Annotated in this window: 17 protein-coding genes; all 17 read right to left on the bottom strand. The window is 33.8% G+C overall.

Features of this window, described 5'->3' with window-relative positions; translation table 11 throughout:
• Window positions 1-5: 5 nt before the first annotated feature.
• Window positions 6-884, bottom strand: a complete 879-nt coding sequence (locus DFR80_RS09250; RefSeq protein WP_114489805.1) for a carbohydrate ABC transporter permease — start codon at window positions 882-884, stop codon at window positions 6-8.
• Between the two features lie 60 nt (window positions 885-944).
• Window positions 945-2,210: an extracellular solute-binding protein gene (locus DFR80_RS09245; RefSeq protein WP_114489804.1), complete on the bottom strand. Its 1,266-nt coding sequence runs from the start codon at window positions 2,208-2,210 to the stop codon at window positions 945-947.
• A 112-nt stretch (window positions 2,211-2,322) separates the two neighbouring features.
• On the bottom strand, window positions 2,323-3,345 hold the full coding sequence (locus DFR80_RS09240; protein WP_158537703.1) for a LacI family DNA-binding transcriptional regulator: 1,023 nt from the start codon (window positions 3,343-3,345) through the stop codon (window positions 2,323-2,325).
• A gap of 397 nt (window positions 3,346-3,742) precedes the next feature.
• Window positions 3,743-4,750 carry a transcriptional regulator EbgR gene (ebgR, locus tag DFR80_RS09235; RefSeq protein WP_114489802.1) on the bottom strand — a complete coding sequence of 336 codons (1,008 nt, stop codon included), beginning with the start codon at window positions 4,748-4,750 and terminating at the stop codon, window positions 3,743-3,745.
• Window positions 4,751-4,850: 100 nt separating this feature from the next.
• Window positions 4,851-7,169 (bottom strand): glycoside hydrolase family 65 protein, encoded by a 2,319-nt coding sequence (locus DFR80_RS09230; RefSeq protein ID WP_114489801.1) that lies wholly within the window; start codon window positions 7,167-7,169, stop codon window positions 4,851-4,853.
• A 40-nt stretch (window positions 7,170-7,209) separates the two neighbouring features.
• Window positions 7,210-10,185 (bottom strand): glycoside hydrolase family 2 TIM barrel-domain containing protein, encoded by a 2,976-nt coding sequence (locus tag DFR80_RS09225; RefSeq protein ID WP_147270182.1) that lies wholly within the window; start codon window positions 10,183-10,185, stop codon window positions 7,210-7,212.
• 26 nt (window positions 10,186-10,211) lie between these two features.
• Window positions 10,212-11,036 carry a carbohydrate ABC transporter permease gene (locus tag DFR80_RS09220; protein ID WP_114489799.1) on the bottom strand — a complete coding sequence of 275 codons (825 nt, stop codon included), beginning with the start codon at window positions 11,034-11,036 and terminating at the stop codon, window positions 10,212-10,214.
• Complete coding sequence (locus DFR80_RS09215) at window positions 11,036-11,926, bottom strand: carbohydrate ABC transporter permease (RefSeq protein WP_114489798.1); 891 nt, start codon at window positions 11,924-11,926, stop codon at window positions 11,036-11,038. Before DFR80_RS09215 ends, DFR80_RS09220 begins: the two co-directional genes overlap by 1 nt.
• A 50-nt stretch (window positions 11,927-11,976) precedes the next feature.
• Window positions 11,977-13,251 (bottom strand): ABC transporter substrate-binding protein, encoded by a 1,275-nt coding sequence (locus tag DFR80_RS09210; protein WP_114489797.1) that lies wholly within the window; start codon window positions 13,249-13,251, stop codon window positions 11,977-11,979.
• Between the two features lie 102 nt (window positions 13,252-13,353).
• A complete protein-coding gene (locus DFR80_RS09205; protein WP_114489796.1) occupies window positions 13,354-14,280 on the bottom strand; it encodes a lysine exporter LysO family protein in 927 nt (308 codons plus the stop codon).
• A 50-nt stretch (window positions 14,281-14,330) separates the two neighbouring features.
• Complete coding sequence (locus DFR80_RS15585; protein WP_114489855.1) at window positions 14,331-14,441, bottom strand: ankyrin repeat domain-containing protein; 111 nt, start codon at window positions 14,439-14,441, stop codon at window positions 14,331-14,333.
• 339 nt (window positions 14,442-14,780) lie between these two features.
• A complete protein-coding gene (locus DFR80_RS09195; RefSeq protein ID WP_114489795.1) occupies window positions 14,781-15,431 on the bottom strand; it encodes a bifunctional 2-keto-4-hydroxyglutarate aldolase/2-keto-3-deoxy-6-phosphogluconate aldolase in 651 nt (216 codons plus the stop codon).
• Window positions 15,432-15,475: 44 nt separating this feature from the next.
• Window positions 15,476-16,408, bottom strand: coding sequence for a phosphotriesterase (locus DFR80_RS09190; protein ID WP_114489794.1), 933 nt, complete (start codon window positions 16,406-16,408; stop codon window positions 15,476-15,478).
• A 1-nt stretch (window position 16,409) separates the two neighbouring features.
• The gene (locus DFR80_RS09185) at window positions 16,410-17,186 is read right to left on the bottom strand and encodes an SDR family NAD(P)-dependent oxidoreductase (protein ID WP_158537702.1); all 777 of its coding nucleotides are present in this window, start codon (window positions 17,184-17,186) and stop codon (window positions 16,410-16,412) included.
• Window positions 17,179-18,177: an ABC transporter permease gene (locus DFR80_RS09180; protein WP_114489792.1), complete on the bottom strand. Its 999-nt coding sequence runs from the start codon at window positions 18,175-18,177 to the stop codon at window positions 17,179-17,181. The genes DFR80_RS09185 and DFR80_RS09180 overlap by 8 nt, the downstream gene beginning before the upstream one ends.
• A gap of 7 nt (window positions 18,178-18,184) precedes the next feature.
• On the bottom strand, window positions 18,185-19,144 hold the full coding sequence (locus DFR80_RS09175; protein ID WP_114489791.1) for an ABC transporter permease: 960 nt from the start codon (window positions 19,142-19,144) through the stop codon (window positions 18,185-18,187).
• Complete coding sequence (locus DFR80_RS09170) at window positions 19,141-19,593, bottom strand: ATP-binding cassette domain-containing protein (RefSeq protein WP_114489854.1); 453 nt, start codon at window positions 19,591-19,593, stop codon at window positions 19,141-19,143. Before DFR80_RS09170 ends, DFR80_RS09175 begins: the two co-directional genes overlap by 4 nt.
• Between the last annotated feature and the right edge of the window lie 86 nt (window positions 19,594-19,679).

The following is a 19,679-nucleotide window of genomic DNA, read 5'->3' as shown; positions in this document are numbered from 1 at the left end:
TTTCGTTAATCTTCAAATTTAGCAAATAGTTTTCTAACAATAGTAACTAAAACTATTCCAAATATAACAATAAATATTGATACTGCACTTCCATAGCCAAATTTCATGCCGTTAAAGGTATTATCATACATATGAATCGCCATAACTTCTGTGGCATGAGAAGGCCCCCCGTTTGTCATGACATAAATAAGGGCAAAAGTTTTAAGACTTCCACTAATGCACAAAACTATAGAAGCTAAAATTGAATCTTTTACTAAAGGAATTGTTACATATAATGTTCTTTTCCATCCCTGAGCTCCATCTATTTTTGCTGCTTCTAATATTTCGTCAGGAACTGTCTGCAATGCTGCTAGGAATATAATAAAATAAAGACCAACAAACTGCCAAATTATAACAGCAGCAACTGAAAACATTGCAATATCAGGATTGCTCAGCCAATTTTGAACCCATGATTCAAGCCCCACAAAATTTAAAATATTATTTAAGAGACCAAAATTATAATTATAAACCATACTCCAAACTAAAGAAATAATTACAGCTGATATTACTACTGGCATAAAAATAATGGTTCTAAAAAAATGTCTTCCTTTTATTTTTTGATTTACAAGTAGGGCTAACAAAAATCCAATTGGAACCTGACCTAAAACTGAAGCTAAAACTACCACCATATTATTTTTTAAAGAACGCCAAAAAACATTATTTCCAAACATTTCTGCATAGTTTTCTAAACCCACAAATGAAGGAGGAGAAAAACCATTCCACTCAACTAAAGAATATCGAGCTGAGATAAAAATTGGTACGATGACAAAACCCAAATAAAGTAAAAAAGCAGGTAAAATACCAAGATAGATTAATTTTTTCTTATGCTTATAAATGTGTTCCACTTACTAAACCTCCCTATATAAAAGGGGGAGATTATCCTCCCCCTTAATCAATAGTATATTTTATAGATTATCTTGCATTTCCTGAGCCAATTCTTCAGATGTGATTTCACCTGCGGTTAATGACTGAAGTCCATTATTAATTGTTTGAATTAAATTAATAGGTAATACAGCGTCATAAACAGGTCCGATTTGATGTTCATTAACTAAATTAATAACATCTTTGAACTGAGGAGAAATATCATCAGGTAGAGCAACTTTTGCAGGAACAAAAGATCCTGTTCTTAATAAATCTACATATGTTTCTTCAGAATAGAAGAATTTAAGGAACTTAATCGCAGCCTCTTTTTGTGCTTCTGAAAGCCCCGATCTAATTGAGAAAGCACTTCCTGTAACTCCAGATAAGGCCTTAGGATTCACTTCACCTTCAATTTGTGGGAAAGTTGCAATTCCAACATTCATATTTTCTTCTTTAGCAGTTTCTATAACTCCACCAATATCCCAAGCTCCACCAAAGAACATAGCTGCTCTTTTTTGATAAAATGCCTGTCTCATTTCCATATCGTTTAAACTATTAGCATCTTTATTGAAGTACTCTTTATCAGCAAGCTCTTTTATTACATCAAGTGCTTTTATAAATGCTGGGTCAGTAAATTTACGATCACCAGCTAAAACATCTTCTAAATAATCGATACCTGTCAATCTATCTCCTATAGTTGAAATATAAATTGACTGCAGTACCCACTTAGCTTTATTACCTAAAGAGATCGGAACAATATCATTTTCTTTAAGTGCATCAGCCATTTCTTTAAATTCTTTATATGTTTCAGGCCATTCAGTATAACCTGCCTCTTTGAGCATATCTTTATTATAAAAGGCAAAATGAGTATAATTTACTTTTGCTGGAATCGCATAAACTTTGTCATTAAAAGTATAGGCAGAAAGACTATCTCTTGGAATTAAGTCATCAGTCCAATAATCAATAATTCCTTCTAAATCCATTAATAATCCAGCTTCAACTAAAGGCTGTACTTCAGAGCCTGGATATGTCTGCATTATATCAGGTATTTGTCCACCAGCAGCTTGAGTTCTTAGTTTTGTTCTATAGCTGTCATTTGGGATAACCTGAATATTCAGCTTTATGTTAGGATTATTTTTCTGAAATTCTTCAATCTTTGGCAGCAGAACCTCACTGGCAAAAGCATCCTGTCCAGTCCAGGCATGCCACATTTCCAACTCAACAGCTTCCTGAGCCATAACTGAGCTTGTAAATAAAATTCCGACAATTAAAACTATAAAAATAATCAAACTATTTCTTTTAGTAATCAATTTATTACCTCCCAATTTTTTTGCAATAATTAATTCCCAAACTGATATTTAAAACCTGATATATCACCTCCGTTAAAATTAATTTGCTTATAAACTTATAAAATTATATTTTTTATATAGTATCTGTTGAATTTCGTTTAATAAGTTCAACAGGTATTACTATCTTTCTTGTTTTCTCATCGGGATTATTGATCAACTCATACAGCCTTTCCATTGCTGTAATACCCATCTCTTGCTTAAATATTTTTACAGTTGTCAAAGAAGGAGTAATATGTCTTCCAGTCTCAATATCATCAAATCCAGCAACAGAAAAATCTCCTGGAACTTTAAAACCTGCATCCTGAAGAGCTTTAATAACACCAATGGCTCTTGAATCATTGACAGCAAAAAAAGCTGTTGGAAGTTCTTTTTCTTCTTTTAACATTTTAGTTATTACTTTATATGCACTTTCTGTTCCATAGGTTGAGTCACCTATCTTTATAAATTTATCTTTGATTTCTAAAGAATGATTTCTTAGAGTATTTATATATCCCGTATATCTTTCCTCAAAAGAAGTATTATCTAAAGGTCCTGAGATAAACCCTATATTTTTATGCCCAAGTTCAATTAGATGATTCATCATCTTTTTTGATCCAGCAATATTGTCATTTAAAATACAATCAATATTTTCCTGCCAAAAATGATTATCTATTACAACCACTGGCATACCAGATTCTTTTATCTCCATAATTAATTTTTCATCTATCATATATCCGATAAAAATCATGCCTGCTATTTCCTGACTTGCTATCATTTCTTTAATTGTTTTTCTATCTCTTTTTCTTACCCCGGTAATTGATTTTATTAATAATTCATAATTATGTTCTTTTATAAAATTTTCTAAACCTAATGCTATTTGTGCATAAAAAGGGTTTCCTAAAATTCCTCCCTGTTTATCCAATCGATTATTAAATACTGTAGCAATATATTTAGATTTTTGATTTGTTTCTTTGTTATACTTTTTAAATTCATAACCCATTTCATTAGCAGCATTTAAAATTGCATCACGGGTTTGATTAGAAATATTTCCTTTTTTATTTATAACTCTTGACACTGTAGAAACTGAAAAACCTGTTTTATTTGCAATATCACTCAATGTAGTTGCCATAATTTAACCTCCACAAAAAATTATGCAAAACTTATATTTTTGCATAAAATATTAATTTAATTTTAAAATAATTTTAATTGCTATAATATCAGTAATAAAATGGTTTCTATTAATAAATAATAAATATAAAAATTTAAATTTCTCTCCTATACGCAAATAATAACACAACTTTTTATGCAAATCAAGCAATTTTATTGTTTTATTTGCGCAAATTTATAATTTATTTGCGCAAAATATATCGCATTATTCTGAAAGTTTAAATATAAAACCCCTTATAGCAGAAAGATTAAATTATATATCTATCTGCTATAAGGGGAAATTAGTTAATTACTTAAATTATCTAAAATTCAAATAAAGTAATAATAACTTTCTATATTTTATACTTCTAATCCACTTTAACACTACCACGAACAACCATCTCAGTTGGAATATTAACTGTAATTGGCAGAGCCCGCTTGTTTTCTATCCTCTCTTTAAGAGTCCTAACTGCCATCATTCCCATAAACTCAGTATGAATTTTAACAGTTGTCAAAGGAGGAATACTGAATTTGGAAGTTGGAATATCATTAATACTAATAATAGAGATATCCTCAGGCACCTTAATTCCTTTTTCATGTAGAGCTCTTAAAACTCCAATTGCCATTGAGTCATTTGCAACTACATAAGCCTCAGGAAGATTATCAGTATCAATCGATTCCTTTGCAATTTTGTAGCCGGAATCTATTGAAAATTCACCTAAGATGAGGTGATCTTCATTATAAAGTCCTTTATGATTCATATATTCAATAAAGGCTTTTTCTCTCTGGTCAAGCCGATCATTTTTATTGTCATCTCTCCCCCCAATAAATCCAATCTCTTTAAAACCGTTTTCAAATAAATAATCAAGAATTTTATCAATAACTTTTTTAAGGTTGACCACTATAGAATCAAATTTGCAGTTATCAACTTCGGTATCAACAAATACCAGATGATCGGTCATCTGACTAAAGTTTTCAATTTCATCATCAGTAAAACTTCCGATTGCTATAATTCCATTTATCTCTAATTCGGGATCAAAATCAAACTCTCCCCCACTGCGGTAGACCTTTTCCAGATTAATCTCTCTGTCCTTACATTCCAGTTCAATCCCATAAAATATCGATAAATAATAAGGATCCTCTATTTCTGTTTCCTGACTAAAGGCGGTAACAGTTAAAAAGGTCAGTTCTTCAGAAAGATTTTTGCGCTTAGAGTATTTTTCAATTAAAGGAACATATTCTAACTCTTCTACCGCTTCGTAAATTTTCTTCCTGGTTTCATCTTTAACTGAAATACTCTGATCCCCATTAAGAACTCGAGAAACTGTTGCCGGAGATACATTGGCCTTTTTTGCTATGTCAGTTATTGTCGCCATTTAATCACTCCTTTCCTGCTGCTTTTATTTATGATTTTTCTATTAATTAAAGAGTTATTTTAAGTTTATATCTAAAAAGTATCATAAAATACAATTTTTATCAATTAATTATTCGCTCTCGCCCATTAACTCTATATCTTATTTTCTGACCATCTGTACTGCTTCTTCTGCTTACTTTTAAATCATCCTCAAATACTTCAATATCCAGAATCTCACCCTGCCAGCTGATTGAATATTTAACTCGACTCCATTTAGCTAGTAATTTTGGTTCAAAACTGAGTACTCCATCTGGATCAATTTTCATACCACAGTAACCTAAAACAACCGACTGCCAGCTTCCACCGGCAGAAGCAGCGTGGATTCCTTCTCTGGTATTACCCTGATTATTATCAAGGTCTACATAAGCAGAACGCTCCAGATAATCATAGGCTCTCTGGTCATCTCCAACCCTTAGTCCCATCATGCAGTGAATACTGGGACTCAAAGATGAGCGGTGCAGGGTTCTTTTTTCATAGTAGTCAAAATTAGTCTGCTGGGTTTCTAAATCAAATTTATCATCCATTAGAAACATCAGCATTACCACATCAGCCTGTTTTAGAATACAGATTTCATTTTTATCTTTTCCTTTGAGCGACTCAGGCATTAGAGGCATCTTATTTTGATCCCATTCATTAATTGTCTCACATTCAAGCTCGAAATAGCCTTCAAACTGTTCTATTAATCCCTGATCAGCAACTGTATAGATTTTTTCGCTCAGCTGCTGCCAGCACTTAATTAATTTCTGATCAATACCATATTGCTGACAGAGCTTTTGATAAAGAGCAGGCTCTGCTTTTCTATATTCTTTGAGCTTCTCCAGGGCAAAATCAATATTCCATTTTGCCAGATGATTGGTGTAAGCATTATTATCAACCGGCTCGTGCCACTCATCCGGGCCGGTAACCTTTAAAATCTCATAGCGTTTTTTTTCCTGATTGTAGCTAAAACGACTGACCCAAAATTTAGCTGTTTCCAGTAAAATATGGATTCCCTTTTCTTTCATAAATCGCTGGTCACCAGTAACTTTAACATAATTGGCCATCCCCAGAGTTACGGCTGCTGTTACATGGTGCTCATAATCTGCAACATAACAGCGGTAACAGGTACCATCTGGTTCAATTGTCCAGGCAGGACATTCCTCATCACCGGTATCTGCAGATTCCCAGGGATATTTTGCGCCCCGGTAGCCATTTTCTCTGGCATTTTCTTTTGCCTTATCTAAAAGATTATATCTATATTCGACCAGATTTTTTGCTATCTCCGGGAAAGTCCAGTTAAAAAATGGAAGCACGAAAAGTTCAGTGTCCCAGAAAGCATGTCCGCCATACTCCTCCCCGTGCAGCAGCTTGGCCCCCACATTTGTCTGATTATCATCAGGGTTGGGAGTGCTCATCAGCTGAAAAATATTATACCGGATTGCCTGCTGCATCTTTTGATCTCCTTCTAAAATCAAATCAGCCTTAGACCACATTTTTTGGTACTCTTTAATATGCTCAGCAAGCTCACTATCCAGACCTTGCTGCTTAAATTCTTTTATATTTTTTAAACAGGCCTGATAAACATCTTCCTGATCCCGCTCAGTGCAAACTGCTGCCAGTTTATCAATTACGACAGTCTCTTTTTTCTGCAGCTCCAGATCAAAAAACTCACAGGCTATCTCGCCAAAAGCTCTAAATTGCTTTGACTTTAGAATATCTTCTCCTGCCAGATTCTTTACATCTACCACAGCTGCTGTACCTATTTCCATGCCAAAATCTCTGGTTTCACTTTTTAAAAAGGCACCCTCAGCTTCCAGATCATTTATCTCTAGAGTATCAAGATGTTTGACACGGAATCTTGGAAAGTCAGCAAAATTTGTTACTGTACCATCAATTCTATTTTCAAACTCAAATAAACCGCCGTAGTTTAGGGGAGTAATATAGGTTCTGACTGCCCCTAAATAACTGTTGGCCCGACTTAAGAATTTCATTTTTTCAATCTTTGTCTTTCTCCCTGACTCAGTTATTACCGTATAACTGCGAAAAAGTATTCCTTTTTTCATATCTAAAACTGAAATAAAATCATTCAATTCCTGATTATCTTCAATTCCAAAAGGCTCTCTGAGATAATACATCTTTAACTCCAGCCAGTTGGGGGTATTGGCAAGCTCACGCATAAATGCCTCTGATTTATCAAATACTCCGTGAATATAGTTCGCAGGAAGTGTTTTTTTATTTCCACCTTCCTCAAAAGCAGCGCGATTGCCCATTCTGCCGTTCGCCAGGCCAAATAATGATTCATAAGCCAGATTCTCTTCCGGCATATATTCCTCTCTGACAATTAACCACTCTTCAGCTGAGATCAATTCTCTCAGTTCTTTATTAAAATGATCTTTTATCATCTTTATCACCAGTTCCTCTATTCCAAAATATATTAGCGCTCTATTCCACTTCCATATTTAGATCAAAAATAAAATTGACTGCAGTTAAGCGGTGTTTGCCCATCTGCTCAGGGCCACAGCTGTTGCTGCCCAGTCCATTCTGCCTGTAGTCCAGTTTCAAAAAGATTCTGTCCCGTACTTTTAACTCATTAAGATGCTCTGCCTTTTCAAAATCTTCTTCACTGTACTGATGGGCACTGAAGTTTAACTTTTTGCTACCTGTAAATTTAATCTTTCTTCTGCCATTTGTCAGCTCAAGCCAGCTGACATCACTGCGGTTACCATTGGCCTGAGGAAAAGGATAGGGAGTATATAAATCTTCCAATTCTAATTGATAAAGATCAACTAAGGCACTCTCTTTGCTGTCACTGTAATTTTCATGAGGTCCCCTGCCCAGCCATTTAAAATCTTTAAAAGACTGATCGAGCTCATAATTTAGTCCGATTCTCGGAAGCATTGTCTGCATAGCTCCAGCCGGGTCATTGAGTTTAGCTGAAATTTTCAAGTCAACTCCACCTTTAGTAGCAATTCTATATTCTGTCTTAAGTTCATAAAACCACTCCTGATTGGGAGCTCCAAAAATACTTTCTGTTCTAATTATAACTTCATTATCTTTAGCTTTCCAGCTGAACCGCTGATTATATTCCTCCATTAAATTTAAAAAATATTTTTCTTTCCATTCTTTCAGAATATACATGTCATTATCAATTGGAGCCCGCCAGCAGCTAAATTTGGGACCATCCAAAAGAAGTTCTTCTCCCTGATAAGAGTAAGATTCTAAATGTCCAGTTACTTTATCAAAAATTATTTCTGCCTCTGCTGCTTTGATAGTCAATCTATCCAGGCTTTCTTCTGTCAATATTATTTTATCTGCAGCTGCTGCAGAATTATTTTCTTCAGTCAGCTTTTCTGCCTTTTTAAGCTCAAAGCCTGACCGGGTAATGATATGTCCGGCTTCAGCCCAATTTTTATCCTGAATCAGTCTAACAGTAAAATAAATATAAGTTGCTGCAGCTGAAATTTTAAAGTTAATGCTATTTAGGTCAACCCTGATTTCTTTCTGCTCACGGGCTTCAATTTCTTTTAAATCGAGACTACCTTCTGCAATTTTTTTGCCGTCGGCTTTAACTACCCATTCCAGCTGATAATCATCCAGACTGATAAAGTCATACTTATTTTTAACTTTAAAAATTCCTTTTTCTGCATCAACTTCCTCAATACTGACAGGTTCAATCACCTTTTTATACTCTTTTAAAGCTGGTGAAGGTGTGCGGTCAGGAAATAATAATCCGTCAAGATTGAAGTTGCCGTTATGAGGGCGGTCCCCATAGTCACCACCATATTTGTAAAACAGCTGGCCCTCCTCATCATAAGAACGAATTCCGTGGTCAATCCATTCCCAGACAAAACCACCATGGAGGCGCTCATATTTTTCGTAAACATCCCAGTAATCTTTTAAGCCACCCGGGCCATTGCCCATTGCATGGCCAAACTCACAGTGCAGATGCGGCTTTGTATTTTCTGAATTTCTGCCGATCTCAATCAGCTGCTCAACTGAAGAATACATTGTACTATAAATATCAGTTGACTGCACATTCTTATCTCCTTCATAGTGGAGAGGTCTTGTCGGATCTGCTTTTTTGGCATAATCAGCCATCGCTGCAAAGTTACTGCCGTATTCTGATTCATTACCCAGTGACCAGATAATTACTGAAGCTCGATTTTTATCTCTTTCCACCAGCCGCTCCATTCGATCAACAAAGGCTTTTTCCCAGTTTTGATCTGCAGTTATCATTTTATAGTCACTTGTCAATTCAAATCCGTGGCATTCTAAGTCAGCTTCATCGATTACATAGAGGCCGTACTGATCACAGAGCTCGTAAAAATATGGTAAGTCTGGATAATGGGCGGTTCTGACTGCATTGATATTATGTTTTTTCATCATCAGTACATCTTCGAGCATTTCTTCTTTGGTAATTGTCCTACCTGTATCCTGGTTAAACTCATGTCTGTTGACACCTCTAAACATTATCTGTTTTCCATTAAGCAGAATTCTACCATTTTTAATTTCTATTTTTCTAAATCCGAGCTGATCTTTAAGCTGGTCCCGCAGATTACCCTCTGCATCATAAAGACTGATTTCCAGCTGGTATAAGAAGGGGCTTTCTGCTGTCCATTTTTTAACATCTAAATCTTTAAAATTAAGCTCGACTTCTGGTCTGAGTTCCAGTTCAGCTGCTGCCAGCTCCTTATCTTCAGCAGAGATAGCTGCTTTTAACTGCCAGCCTTTAGTCTCAACAAGCTCAGTTCCATTTATTTTGATTTCTAAAGCTGCTTCTGCCTTTTTATATTCAGCATCAAAATCACTTTCAAAGTTATAATCCCAGATATTTACCCGGTCTGTGAGCTCAAGTTCTACATCTCTAAAAATCCCGCTGAACCACCACATATCCTGGTCTTCTAAATAGCTGCCATCAGACCATTTATAGACAACAACAACCAGTTCATTTTCTTCTTTTAAGTACTTTTCAACCTTAAATTCGCTGATCATCCCGCTGCCCTGGCTGTAGCCAATATATTCTCCATTCAAATAAAGATCAAAGGCACTGTCCACTCCATGAAATCTGAGCACCGCCTCTTTATCTTTTAAATCATCATTGATGTAAAAATCTCTTCGGTAGACTCCGCTAGGATTAAGCACAGGTACTTCTGGCGGCTTTAAGGGAAATTGATAGTATAGATCGGTATAATGCATCTGACCATAACCCTCTAACTGCCAGCAGGAAGGAACATTAATCTCATCCCAGCTCTGATCAAGTTCAGCAAAAAGAAGCTCTTTAGCAATCCGCCTGGGTGAGTCAAAAAATTTAAAATCCCAGACCCCATTCAAACTTTTTACCGGCCTTTTAAAATATGAGCGAGCCGGCAGTCTATTTTTTTCTAATGTCTTTAAATCATTAAAATATTCATTCAACACAAAATCCACTCCAATCTATAAAAATACTACTTAATGCCCGACATTGAAATCCCTTCAACAAATCGCTTCTGAAACATAAAATAAACTATTACAACCGGTAAAATTGTCACCAGAGAGGTTGCAAAAAGACCTCCATAATTGGTTGTATTCTGACCACTAAACATGTTTAACGCAACTGCCAGTGGAAATTTATCCTGGGTATTTAAGACCAGATAGGGCCAGAGAAAATCTTCCCAGTTCCAGAGAAATAAGAAAATAGTGAGGGCTGAAATCATATTCACACATAGAGGAATAACTATTGTATGGAAAATCCTGAATTCCCCTGCTCCATCAATTCTTGCTGCTTCTAAAAGCTCATCCGGTACTCCGGATTTAATATACTGCCTCATCATAAAAATTCCAAAGCTGGAGAGGATGGTGGGAGCAATAATTGCTATGTACTGATCTTTCCAGCCAAAATCAGTGATCATCTGATAAACCGGGATTACGGTAATTATATAGGGGACCATCATTGTAAAAAGTACAATTTTAAAGAGAAAGTTCTTCAGGAAAAAATTAAATTTAGCCAGCACATAACCACAGAGCAGACTTGTATAGACTGCAAGTACAGTCTTGACTGTTGAAAGAAAAACTGAATTTAAAAAATATCTACCAATATTAAAGCGGGAATTTAAATTCAAATAATGAGTTAAGGTAAATGTTTCCGGAAAAAAGGTCGGTGGATAACCAATAATCTCTTTATTATGTTTAAAAGAAGAAAATAAAAGCCAGATAAAGGGAATTGACATTGCAATCCCACCTATTAATAAGAGGGTATAGATTAAGCCCTTTGAAAGTTTAGCTTTAGTCATTAAACTTCTCCTCCTTTCATAATTTTAAACTGAATAAAGGTTACAATCATAATCACAATAAATAAACAGACAGTAATTGCCGAAGCATAGCCAAAGCGATAATACTGGAAAGCCTCACGATAAATCATATATAAAAGCACATGGGTCGAGGTGCCGGGTCCACCTTTTGTCATAATAAATATCTGAGTAAAGGTCTGGAAATATGAAATAATAGAAGTTATAATTACAAAAATCAAGGTTGGTTTTAGAGTTGGAATAATTATATTCCAGAGCTGCTGTCTTTTATTGGCTCCATCTATTTCTGAAGCTTCGATAATACTCTGTGGTACGTCCATTAAACCTGCTAAAAATATAATAACTGCATAACCAACATCTTTCCAGATAGTCATCAGCATAATTGAAGGTAAAGCCAGATCCTTGTCAAAGAGAAACTTTACATTTGTGATTCCAAATGCAGATAATAGCATCTGAAAAAAGCCAATGTTAGGATCATATAACCACTTCCAGACTAAAGCAACCGCCACTATCGGCATAATAACCGGCAAAAAGTAGAGTGAGCGCATCATGCTCTTATATTTTTTGATAGAATTAAGTCCAAGAGCAATTAAAAAACCCAGAACTACTCTTCCTGTAACAACAACTACAACAAAATAAATTGTGTTTTTTAATGATGTCCAGAACAGAGGATTATTAAATAAGTGGATATAATTATTAAATTGAATAAATTGGAAAGTGTCTTTAATCGGATTCCAGTTTGCAAAACTTCCTACAAAAGCATAAATCATTGGTCCAATCGAAAATACACTGTAAAATGAAATCATCAAAATACTGACCAGGATAATTAATGCTTTCTGAGAAGCTATCTGAGAATTTGTTTTAATCTTAATCACCTCATTTTGAAGGTGCCCTCAAAAAAACTATTGAAGGCACCTTTTAAATATTATTTTATTTCTTCAGCATGTTCATAATTATTTTCATAATAATTGACACTTGTTAAATCCGATAGACTTAACTGCTGAACAGCATTACTTAAAGCATCTTCTATAGGTAGATCCATAACAGCTACTTCTTCCATAGTCTGTCTGATTACTGTTTCATATTCACGAGGGAAAACCATCGGGATCATTTTATCCATCTGAGCATTAATTGCATTAATTGTGGAAGTATCATCACCTTTTCCGACTAAATCTTTACGAGAAGAAACCCCACTAAAGCCATTGGCAATATCAAGCATTATCTGATCGTTATTTAGCACAAATTCAGTAAAATCAACCAGTACTTCATACTGTTTGTCATTAACATTTTTACTGATTCCAAATGTTAATTCCATATCAGCCCGAGTAATTACCGGTGCATCCTCACTCCAGACTGGAATTGGAAAAGCTTTGAAGTTTAATTCTTCATCTGTAGAAGCAAACCAGTTGGCCATCCAGGCATGTCCGTAAATAATTGAAGACTGATATCTTAAGAATGAATCTTCAGGTGAACCATTACCCAGAGTGAAATCACTAATTCTTAAATCATCTTCCCATTTTTTAATTCTTTCTAAAACATTTATCCCAGCTTCAGAATCAATTGTTGTTTCTCCATTTTCATCTACCAGGCCCTGTCCCTGCTGATAGATTAAATCAGCCAATGTATACCAGGTGCTGTAATCAAAACCTGATCTAACAACTTTATCTCCATCATAAACTGTTAACTTTTGAGCAACTTCTTCCAGCTCATCCCAGGTTGCTGGAATATCTGCTTCTGTTAAGCCGGCTTCCTGCCAGTGGTCAACATTGTAGTACATTACAGCTCCATAATAGACTAAAGGAATAAATACAGGTCTTCCATTTTCACCTAAAAAGATACCAGGGTTATTGAAATTTTCTTCTAATTCACTGACTTCAAAAGGCAGCTCTTTAGAATTAGGTAATAAAACATCAGAATAAGCAGTATGGGTCATAAATAACTCTGGTCCTCTTCCGGACTGAAGTTCTAAAGGAAGCTTGGTCCAGTAATCACCCCAGGGCTGCTGTTCAATCTTAAAATCAACATTTTCATTCACCTTTTCATATTCTTCGAACATCTTATAAAAAAATGAATATTCTACTTCATCTCCAGGAATCCAGACTGTGATCTCCTCTGCTTCCTCAGCAGCCGCCACACTACCAGCAAACATCACTACAGTCATCATCAAAACTAATCCCATCAAAAGCAAAACTTTTTTCATGTTACCCCTCCATAATTTTAATTTTTAAATATTGGAACAATTAAATTTTACTAATTATTTTACTAAAAGTCAAGTAAAAATATTATTAATTTAATAAAATTCTTATAATTTTATTAAAAAAGGCACTAATATTGGAACCAGAGTAGTTAAAACCATTCCGCTGACAAGAGCCGGAACCACCATCTCTTCTCCCCCGACTTTTTTGATCACCGGTAAAGTTACATCCATTGCCGTTGCTCCTCCAGGAGCTATAGATGCTGGTCTACCAAATTTTTTGACCACTAAAGGCAGGATTAAAAAAGTTAAAAATTCTCTAAAGATATTTGATAAAAAGGCTATTGAACCAAGTTCTACACTGTGCAGCTGAGATAGTATAATCCCAGAAAGACTATACCAGCCAAAACCCGCTCCAACCGCTGCTGCTTCATTAAAGTTAAAGCCGATTAAATAACCAATTATCACAGTTCCTAATATACTGCCTACCGCTATCAAAATAGGGAAAACCATGATATTCCAACCGTATTTAACTAAATAACTCATCATCTCTTTATTTAAACCTATATCGATTCCGACTCCAAATAGGAGCACTATCAAGGCATAATTACTGATCTGATTCATTACAGAAATATACGTCATATCCAGAAAAAATACAGCAATTATCAAGCCGGCTGTTACTGTTAAACCGATAATGATAGTATCTTTATGACTTACAACTTCGCTTTCTCCACCCTCACTGCTGAAACTATCACTGCTGAAATTTTTTGAATCTTTTTTGAAAAACAGATAGATCATCAGCACACTTCCCAGAATAGCACTTAGGGCAAACAAAAATGCTTTAAAACCAATTTGACTAATCTGGGATAAAACCCGATCATCCATCCCGATCTTTGCCCCCATGGAAAAAAGCAAAATTAACAAAGCTCCATTCATTAAATACTTATTGTATTTAATCTGTCTGCTATTAAGCAGCAAAAAATAGCCAATTAAAAAACCCAAACCAATACTTAAAAATATAAGCCAGGTTGCCAAATTACCCCCTCCTTGTTTATTTTAATATATTTTATATTTTAATAATTATTTTACCTTAAGTCAAGTAAAATTTTTAGTAAAATCTCAACAACGTTAAGATCTGCTCCATTTGCAATTAGATATTCTACTATTTCTAAGTGATCATTTTTTATGGCATTAATTAAAGCAGATTACAGCTAGAGCAATTAATTCCATATAAATAATAACCAGTCTCTTTCTATTTATATAATTCTACTTTTTGAAAATTTTTTCTTTAAAATCAGCTCTCTTTACTTTATGTAACTTAAAGGTAAATTTAATTACTAAAATTGTAGTATAATTAAAAATTATTATTTTCTTGATTAATAATAATCTTGAATTGCAATGACAAAAGATGTTAAACCTGATAATCTATATACTTTGAATTATTTACCTTTAAAAAAATCTCCCACCAAAATTAAAAATTCTAGTGAGAGTGAAAGTTTAACTATTATTAATGTTTTATCAAACTTTTAAAATTATCATTCCATTTCTGCTCTGGCTTCCTTAATCAAACGAATAAATTCTTTAGCAGTTTCTGTTACCTGCTCATAGTCACCTGTTTTAGCACCCTTACTTAAAGAACTACCTACACCAACAGCTAAACTACCAGCTTTAATCCAGTCTTTAACATTGTCTAAGCTAACTCCACCAGTAGGCATTAGAGGTGCCTGTGGTAAAGGTCCTTTAAGAGCTTTAATAATCTTAAGACCAAATAAAGTAGCCGGGAAAACCTTAACAATATCTGCACCATATTTCATAGCTTTTACTACTTCAGTTACACTCATTGCACCTGGCATAACAGCTTTTTGATAGCGGTTACACATAGCAATTGTTTCTTCATCTAAGGAAGGAGAAACAATATACTCAGCTCCAGCTAAAATACAGGCACGAGCAGTTTCTGCATCTAATACAGAACCTGCACCAATTAAAATTTCATCTTTACTGTACTCATCAGTTAACTGCTTAATTACATCAACTGCTCCAGGAACTGTCATTGTAATTTCAATGGTATCAATACCACCTTTTTTTATCGCTTCTGTAGTCTTTAATGCTTTTTCGAATGTTTTTGTCCTTACAATTGCAATAATACCATTATTTTTAATTCTGTTTAAGTCATTTAATTTACTCATAATATCACCTTTACAAGTATTGTTTTAAAAAATATTACTTAGACTCAATTCTTTAATTCAAAAGCCAGATATTCAGCTGGATTTTTAACCCAAATCTGATCTATTTCTTCCTGATTCATTCCTTCATCTAAGAGCCTGTTCACAAATTTTTTGATTATAAATTCAAATCCTGGACCGCCTCCATATGATTTCAAATATGATTTACGACCCATATCACCAGAAACAAGAAGCTTTTCACCATAACCAGCTTCAAACATACCTTTTATCAATTCCACTCGAACAGAGTCAGGATAATATTTGACTTTAGAAGGACCATCATATCCAACATAAGCTCCTCTAGATGCCATTTTTTTGTGATACCATAAATCTGCATTACGATCAGAATGGCCAACACAAACATTTTTATCTAATGTTACTCCTTCATCTTCTAAAATATCCAACTGTTCTAATCCCATTGTTCCAGCTTCAGTATGAATCCAGATGGGGGCACCTGTTTTTAAATGGGCTCGTGCAACCGCTCTTGTAACTTTTTCTTCATCTTTTGTTATTACATTATACCAGGAGCCACACTTTAAGATACCTGGTTTAATATCACTTTCAGCTACTCCATTTCTAATTTCATCTGTAAGCAAATCAGCTAATTCATCAGCAGAAGCTTTTTTTACCCAATCAGGATAAAATCTTCCTTTATTAAAACCAGAAGTAAAGACTATATTAACTGAAGTATTATTTGCAATATCTAAATATGCTTCAGGAGATCGTCCATAATCAATAGCAGTACCTTCGACCAGACAGCCTCCTCCAGCTGCTTCAAATAATTTTATTTCAGCAAGTGCTTTATCTTTATGAGGTAATTCAAAGTCTGGATCCTCCTTCATTGCAACTGAAGGTGGATAACAAACTAAGTGTTCATGAGTATATGTGAAACCTAATTTCGAAGGATCTATCCCTCCCTTAACTGTTTGAATTCTTTTCATATTAATCATCCTTTCCTTTTTTTAGTAAATTAGTTTTATAGTCTAAATCATTATGCCACTTACTGGCATTAATAGCTTGTCCTGTCAATTTTCCTGGTGATAATGAAAGAAGAAAAAGCAGAGGATCAATTATTATCTCAGGAGATTTAAGTTCTTTTTTTTCAACTTCAGACAAATAAGAAAAAAACTTTGTATTAACTTTAGCAGCTGGAAAAAGCGAATTAACATTTACATTATGAACTTTCATTTCTTCAGCAAGAACTTCTTTAAAACCTTCAATTCCGAATTTAGAGGCACAATAAGGAGCATCATTTTTTTTGCCATAATTTTTTTGTCCCAATAACGAAGTTATAAATATTATGTTGCCCTTTGTTGCAGCTATTTCTTCTAAAAAAGTTTTAACTGTATTAAATGTTCCATTTAAATTTATATCAATAATTTTTTGCCAAATCTTATATTCAAGATCTTTAATTGAATGGTGTTTTAAATCCGTAACTCCTGCATTAGCTATTAAGAAATTAATATCTTCAAATTTGTCTTTTAAAGAATAATAGAAACTTTGCATCTCATCTCCACTTCTAATATCTGCTTTTTTTAATAAATAATTATCTTTAGAATATATTGAGTTAAGTTCATCAGCAAGTTCTTCTAATTCCTCTTCAGATAAAGAACAAACCCCAATTTTCACTCCTTTCTTTGCTAATTCTAAACTAATTTTTTTACCAATACCACTGCTTCCACCTGTAATTACAGCTACTTTTCCTTTTATCTTATCCAATTTCTGGCGCTTCATTCTGATCATCCTTTTTAAATTTACTAACTATTGAACTAAATTTAAATCCTTTATTAGTATATAGTGTTACCATGACAATAATTATTAATCCCCTCATTATTAACTTGCCTGTTTCAGCAATTCCCAATGAGGTTAATACACTACTTAATACTGTCATAATAAGAGCACCAAATGCAGAACCAGCAATATTACCTACTCCATTAAAAGTGTTGCCTCCAACAACAGATGAAGCAATTGAGTTAAGATCATAACCACTTCCAATATCAAAATTACCAACACCAATATAACCAGATAAAATCAATCCCGAAATAACTGCCATAACTGCACTAAAAGCATAAATCATAATTATTCTTTTATTAACAGGAACACCACTATAAAGAGCAGCTTTCTCATTATTACCTATGTAATAAATTGAGCGGCCCAACTTGTTTTTCTGAAAAAAATATATTACAAAGGCTATTATGATTAAATAAACAATTAAAGAAGCTGGGATTATACCTATTCTTTTTGAACCTATAAATCTAATAATATCACTTACTCTTCCTTTAGGCGCTCCTCCACTATAAAGCAAATATCCCCCTCTAACAATTGAAGCCATAGCAAAAGTCATTACCATTGGAGGGATTTTAGTTTTAGATATTAAATAACCATTTAATGACCCAATAAATGCACCTAAAAATAATAAAAATATTACTACTGGAATAGTTCGAATAGATTGGCTAGATATCAAATCAGCTGCCAGAATATTTGTCATTGTTATAATCTCACCAACTGATAGATCAATACCCCCACTTAAAATAACTGCAGATTGGCCAATTGATGTAATGCCTAAGGGCACACTCTGTTTAACAATTTCAAGTAGATGATATGGGTCAAAAGTTCCAGGTTTAATAATACCAGTTATAGTAATTAATACAATTATAATTATTATTAAAGAAGAATAAATTCTTGTATTCCTACTCATTTTATTTTTCATCTCTACTTCACCCCTTTTCTTTATTCTTTTTTTTCGAACTATAAATTACTGCAGCAACTATAATCATACCGGTCAATACGTTTTGATAAAAAGGAGATACACCAAAAATGTTTAGTATTACACTTAAAACTCCAAGAATAATTACGCCAGCTAGAGTCTGCAAAACTCCACCGCGTCCTCCACTAAATGTAGTTCCACCTACCAATACAGCTGCTACAGACATTAATGTAAAAGAATCTCCAGCAAGAGGATCACCAGATCTCATTCTTGCAGCAAGAGATAAACCAGAAAGAGATGCAAGAAATGCACTCATCATATAAACTTTTATCAAAACCTTATCGACATTTATTCCTGAAAGTTTTGATTTTTTAGAGCTTCCTCCAACAGAATATATGTATCTACCAAAGGCTGTTTGACTTAAAATTAGATAAACAATGAAAAATATGATCAAAAAATAAATGAAAGCGAGAGGTAAAAAGTCCATAACTTTATATAACAAAAAATCAGTAAAACAATTAGGACAAAAACCACCTGGATACGGTAAAATAAGTAAAGTTAATCCGGTAATTATACTTCCTGTTGCTAAAGTAACAATTAACGGTTCTAATTCTAATTTTGATATTATTAAACCATTTATAAAACCAATAAAAAGAGCTGCTGCAAAAATATAGAAAATTGATATTATTACTGAATTCATATCTCCGTAATTCATCTGAGTAGCTGCAATTGCCGTAGTCATACTCATAACTGCACCTACAGATAAATCAATACCTGTGGTAATAATAACTAAAGTCTGTCCTAATGCTACAAATCCAACTGGAGCAAGCTGATTTAAAATATTTATCAAATTTTGTTTACTCCTAAATTGTGGAGAAATCAATATAGGTATTAGTATTACTAAAAAAACTAAGGTATATAAAGAAAATAATTCTTTGTTTTTTGCTTTAATTTTTCTATTAAAAATCATATATTACACCCCACCCCATCTGGATCTAATGTACACATTGTTTTTAGCAGTTTTTCACGATTTGCTTCTTCTATTTCAAAATGACCACTTAGCTGTCCCTCATAAAGAACAATTATTCTATCACTAATAGTTAATAGTTCAGGCAATTCTGAAGAAACAACTATAATTCCAACCCCTTCTTTATTTAGTTTATACAATAATTTATAAATTTCTGTTTTCGCAGAAACATCTATTCCCCTAGTTGGTTCATTAACAAGTAAGAGATCCATTTCTGCAAGCATCCATCGAGCTAAAATTGCCTTTTGTTTATTCCCACCACTTAAATTTTTGATTTTTGCTTCAATAGAAGGAGTAACTATATTGAGGTCTTCTATTAGCAATTGAATATCAGGCTCAATTTCATTTTCATTCGCAGTAAATTCTTTTTTTTCAACATAAGTCACTAGCATTGCATAAAAATATTTAAGAAAAGTCAAGTTCTATTTTCAGCGAGAATACTTGCTTAAAATAGAAAAACTCCTTATAATTGGGATTA

This window comes from Halanaerobium sp. ST460_2HS_T2, assembly GCF_003337665.1.
Classification (GTDB): Bacteria; Bacillota; Halanaerobiia; order Halanaerobiales; family Halanaerobiaceae; genus Halanaerobium; species Halanaerobium kushneri.
This window is presented reverse-complemented; position numbering and strand designations above follow the sequence as displayed.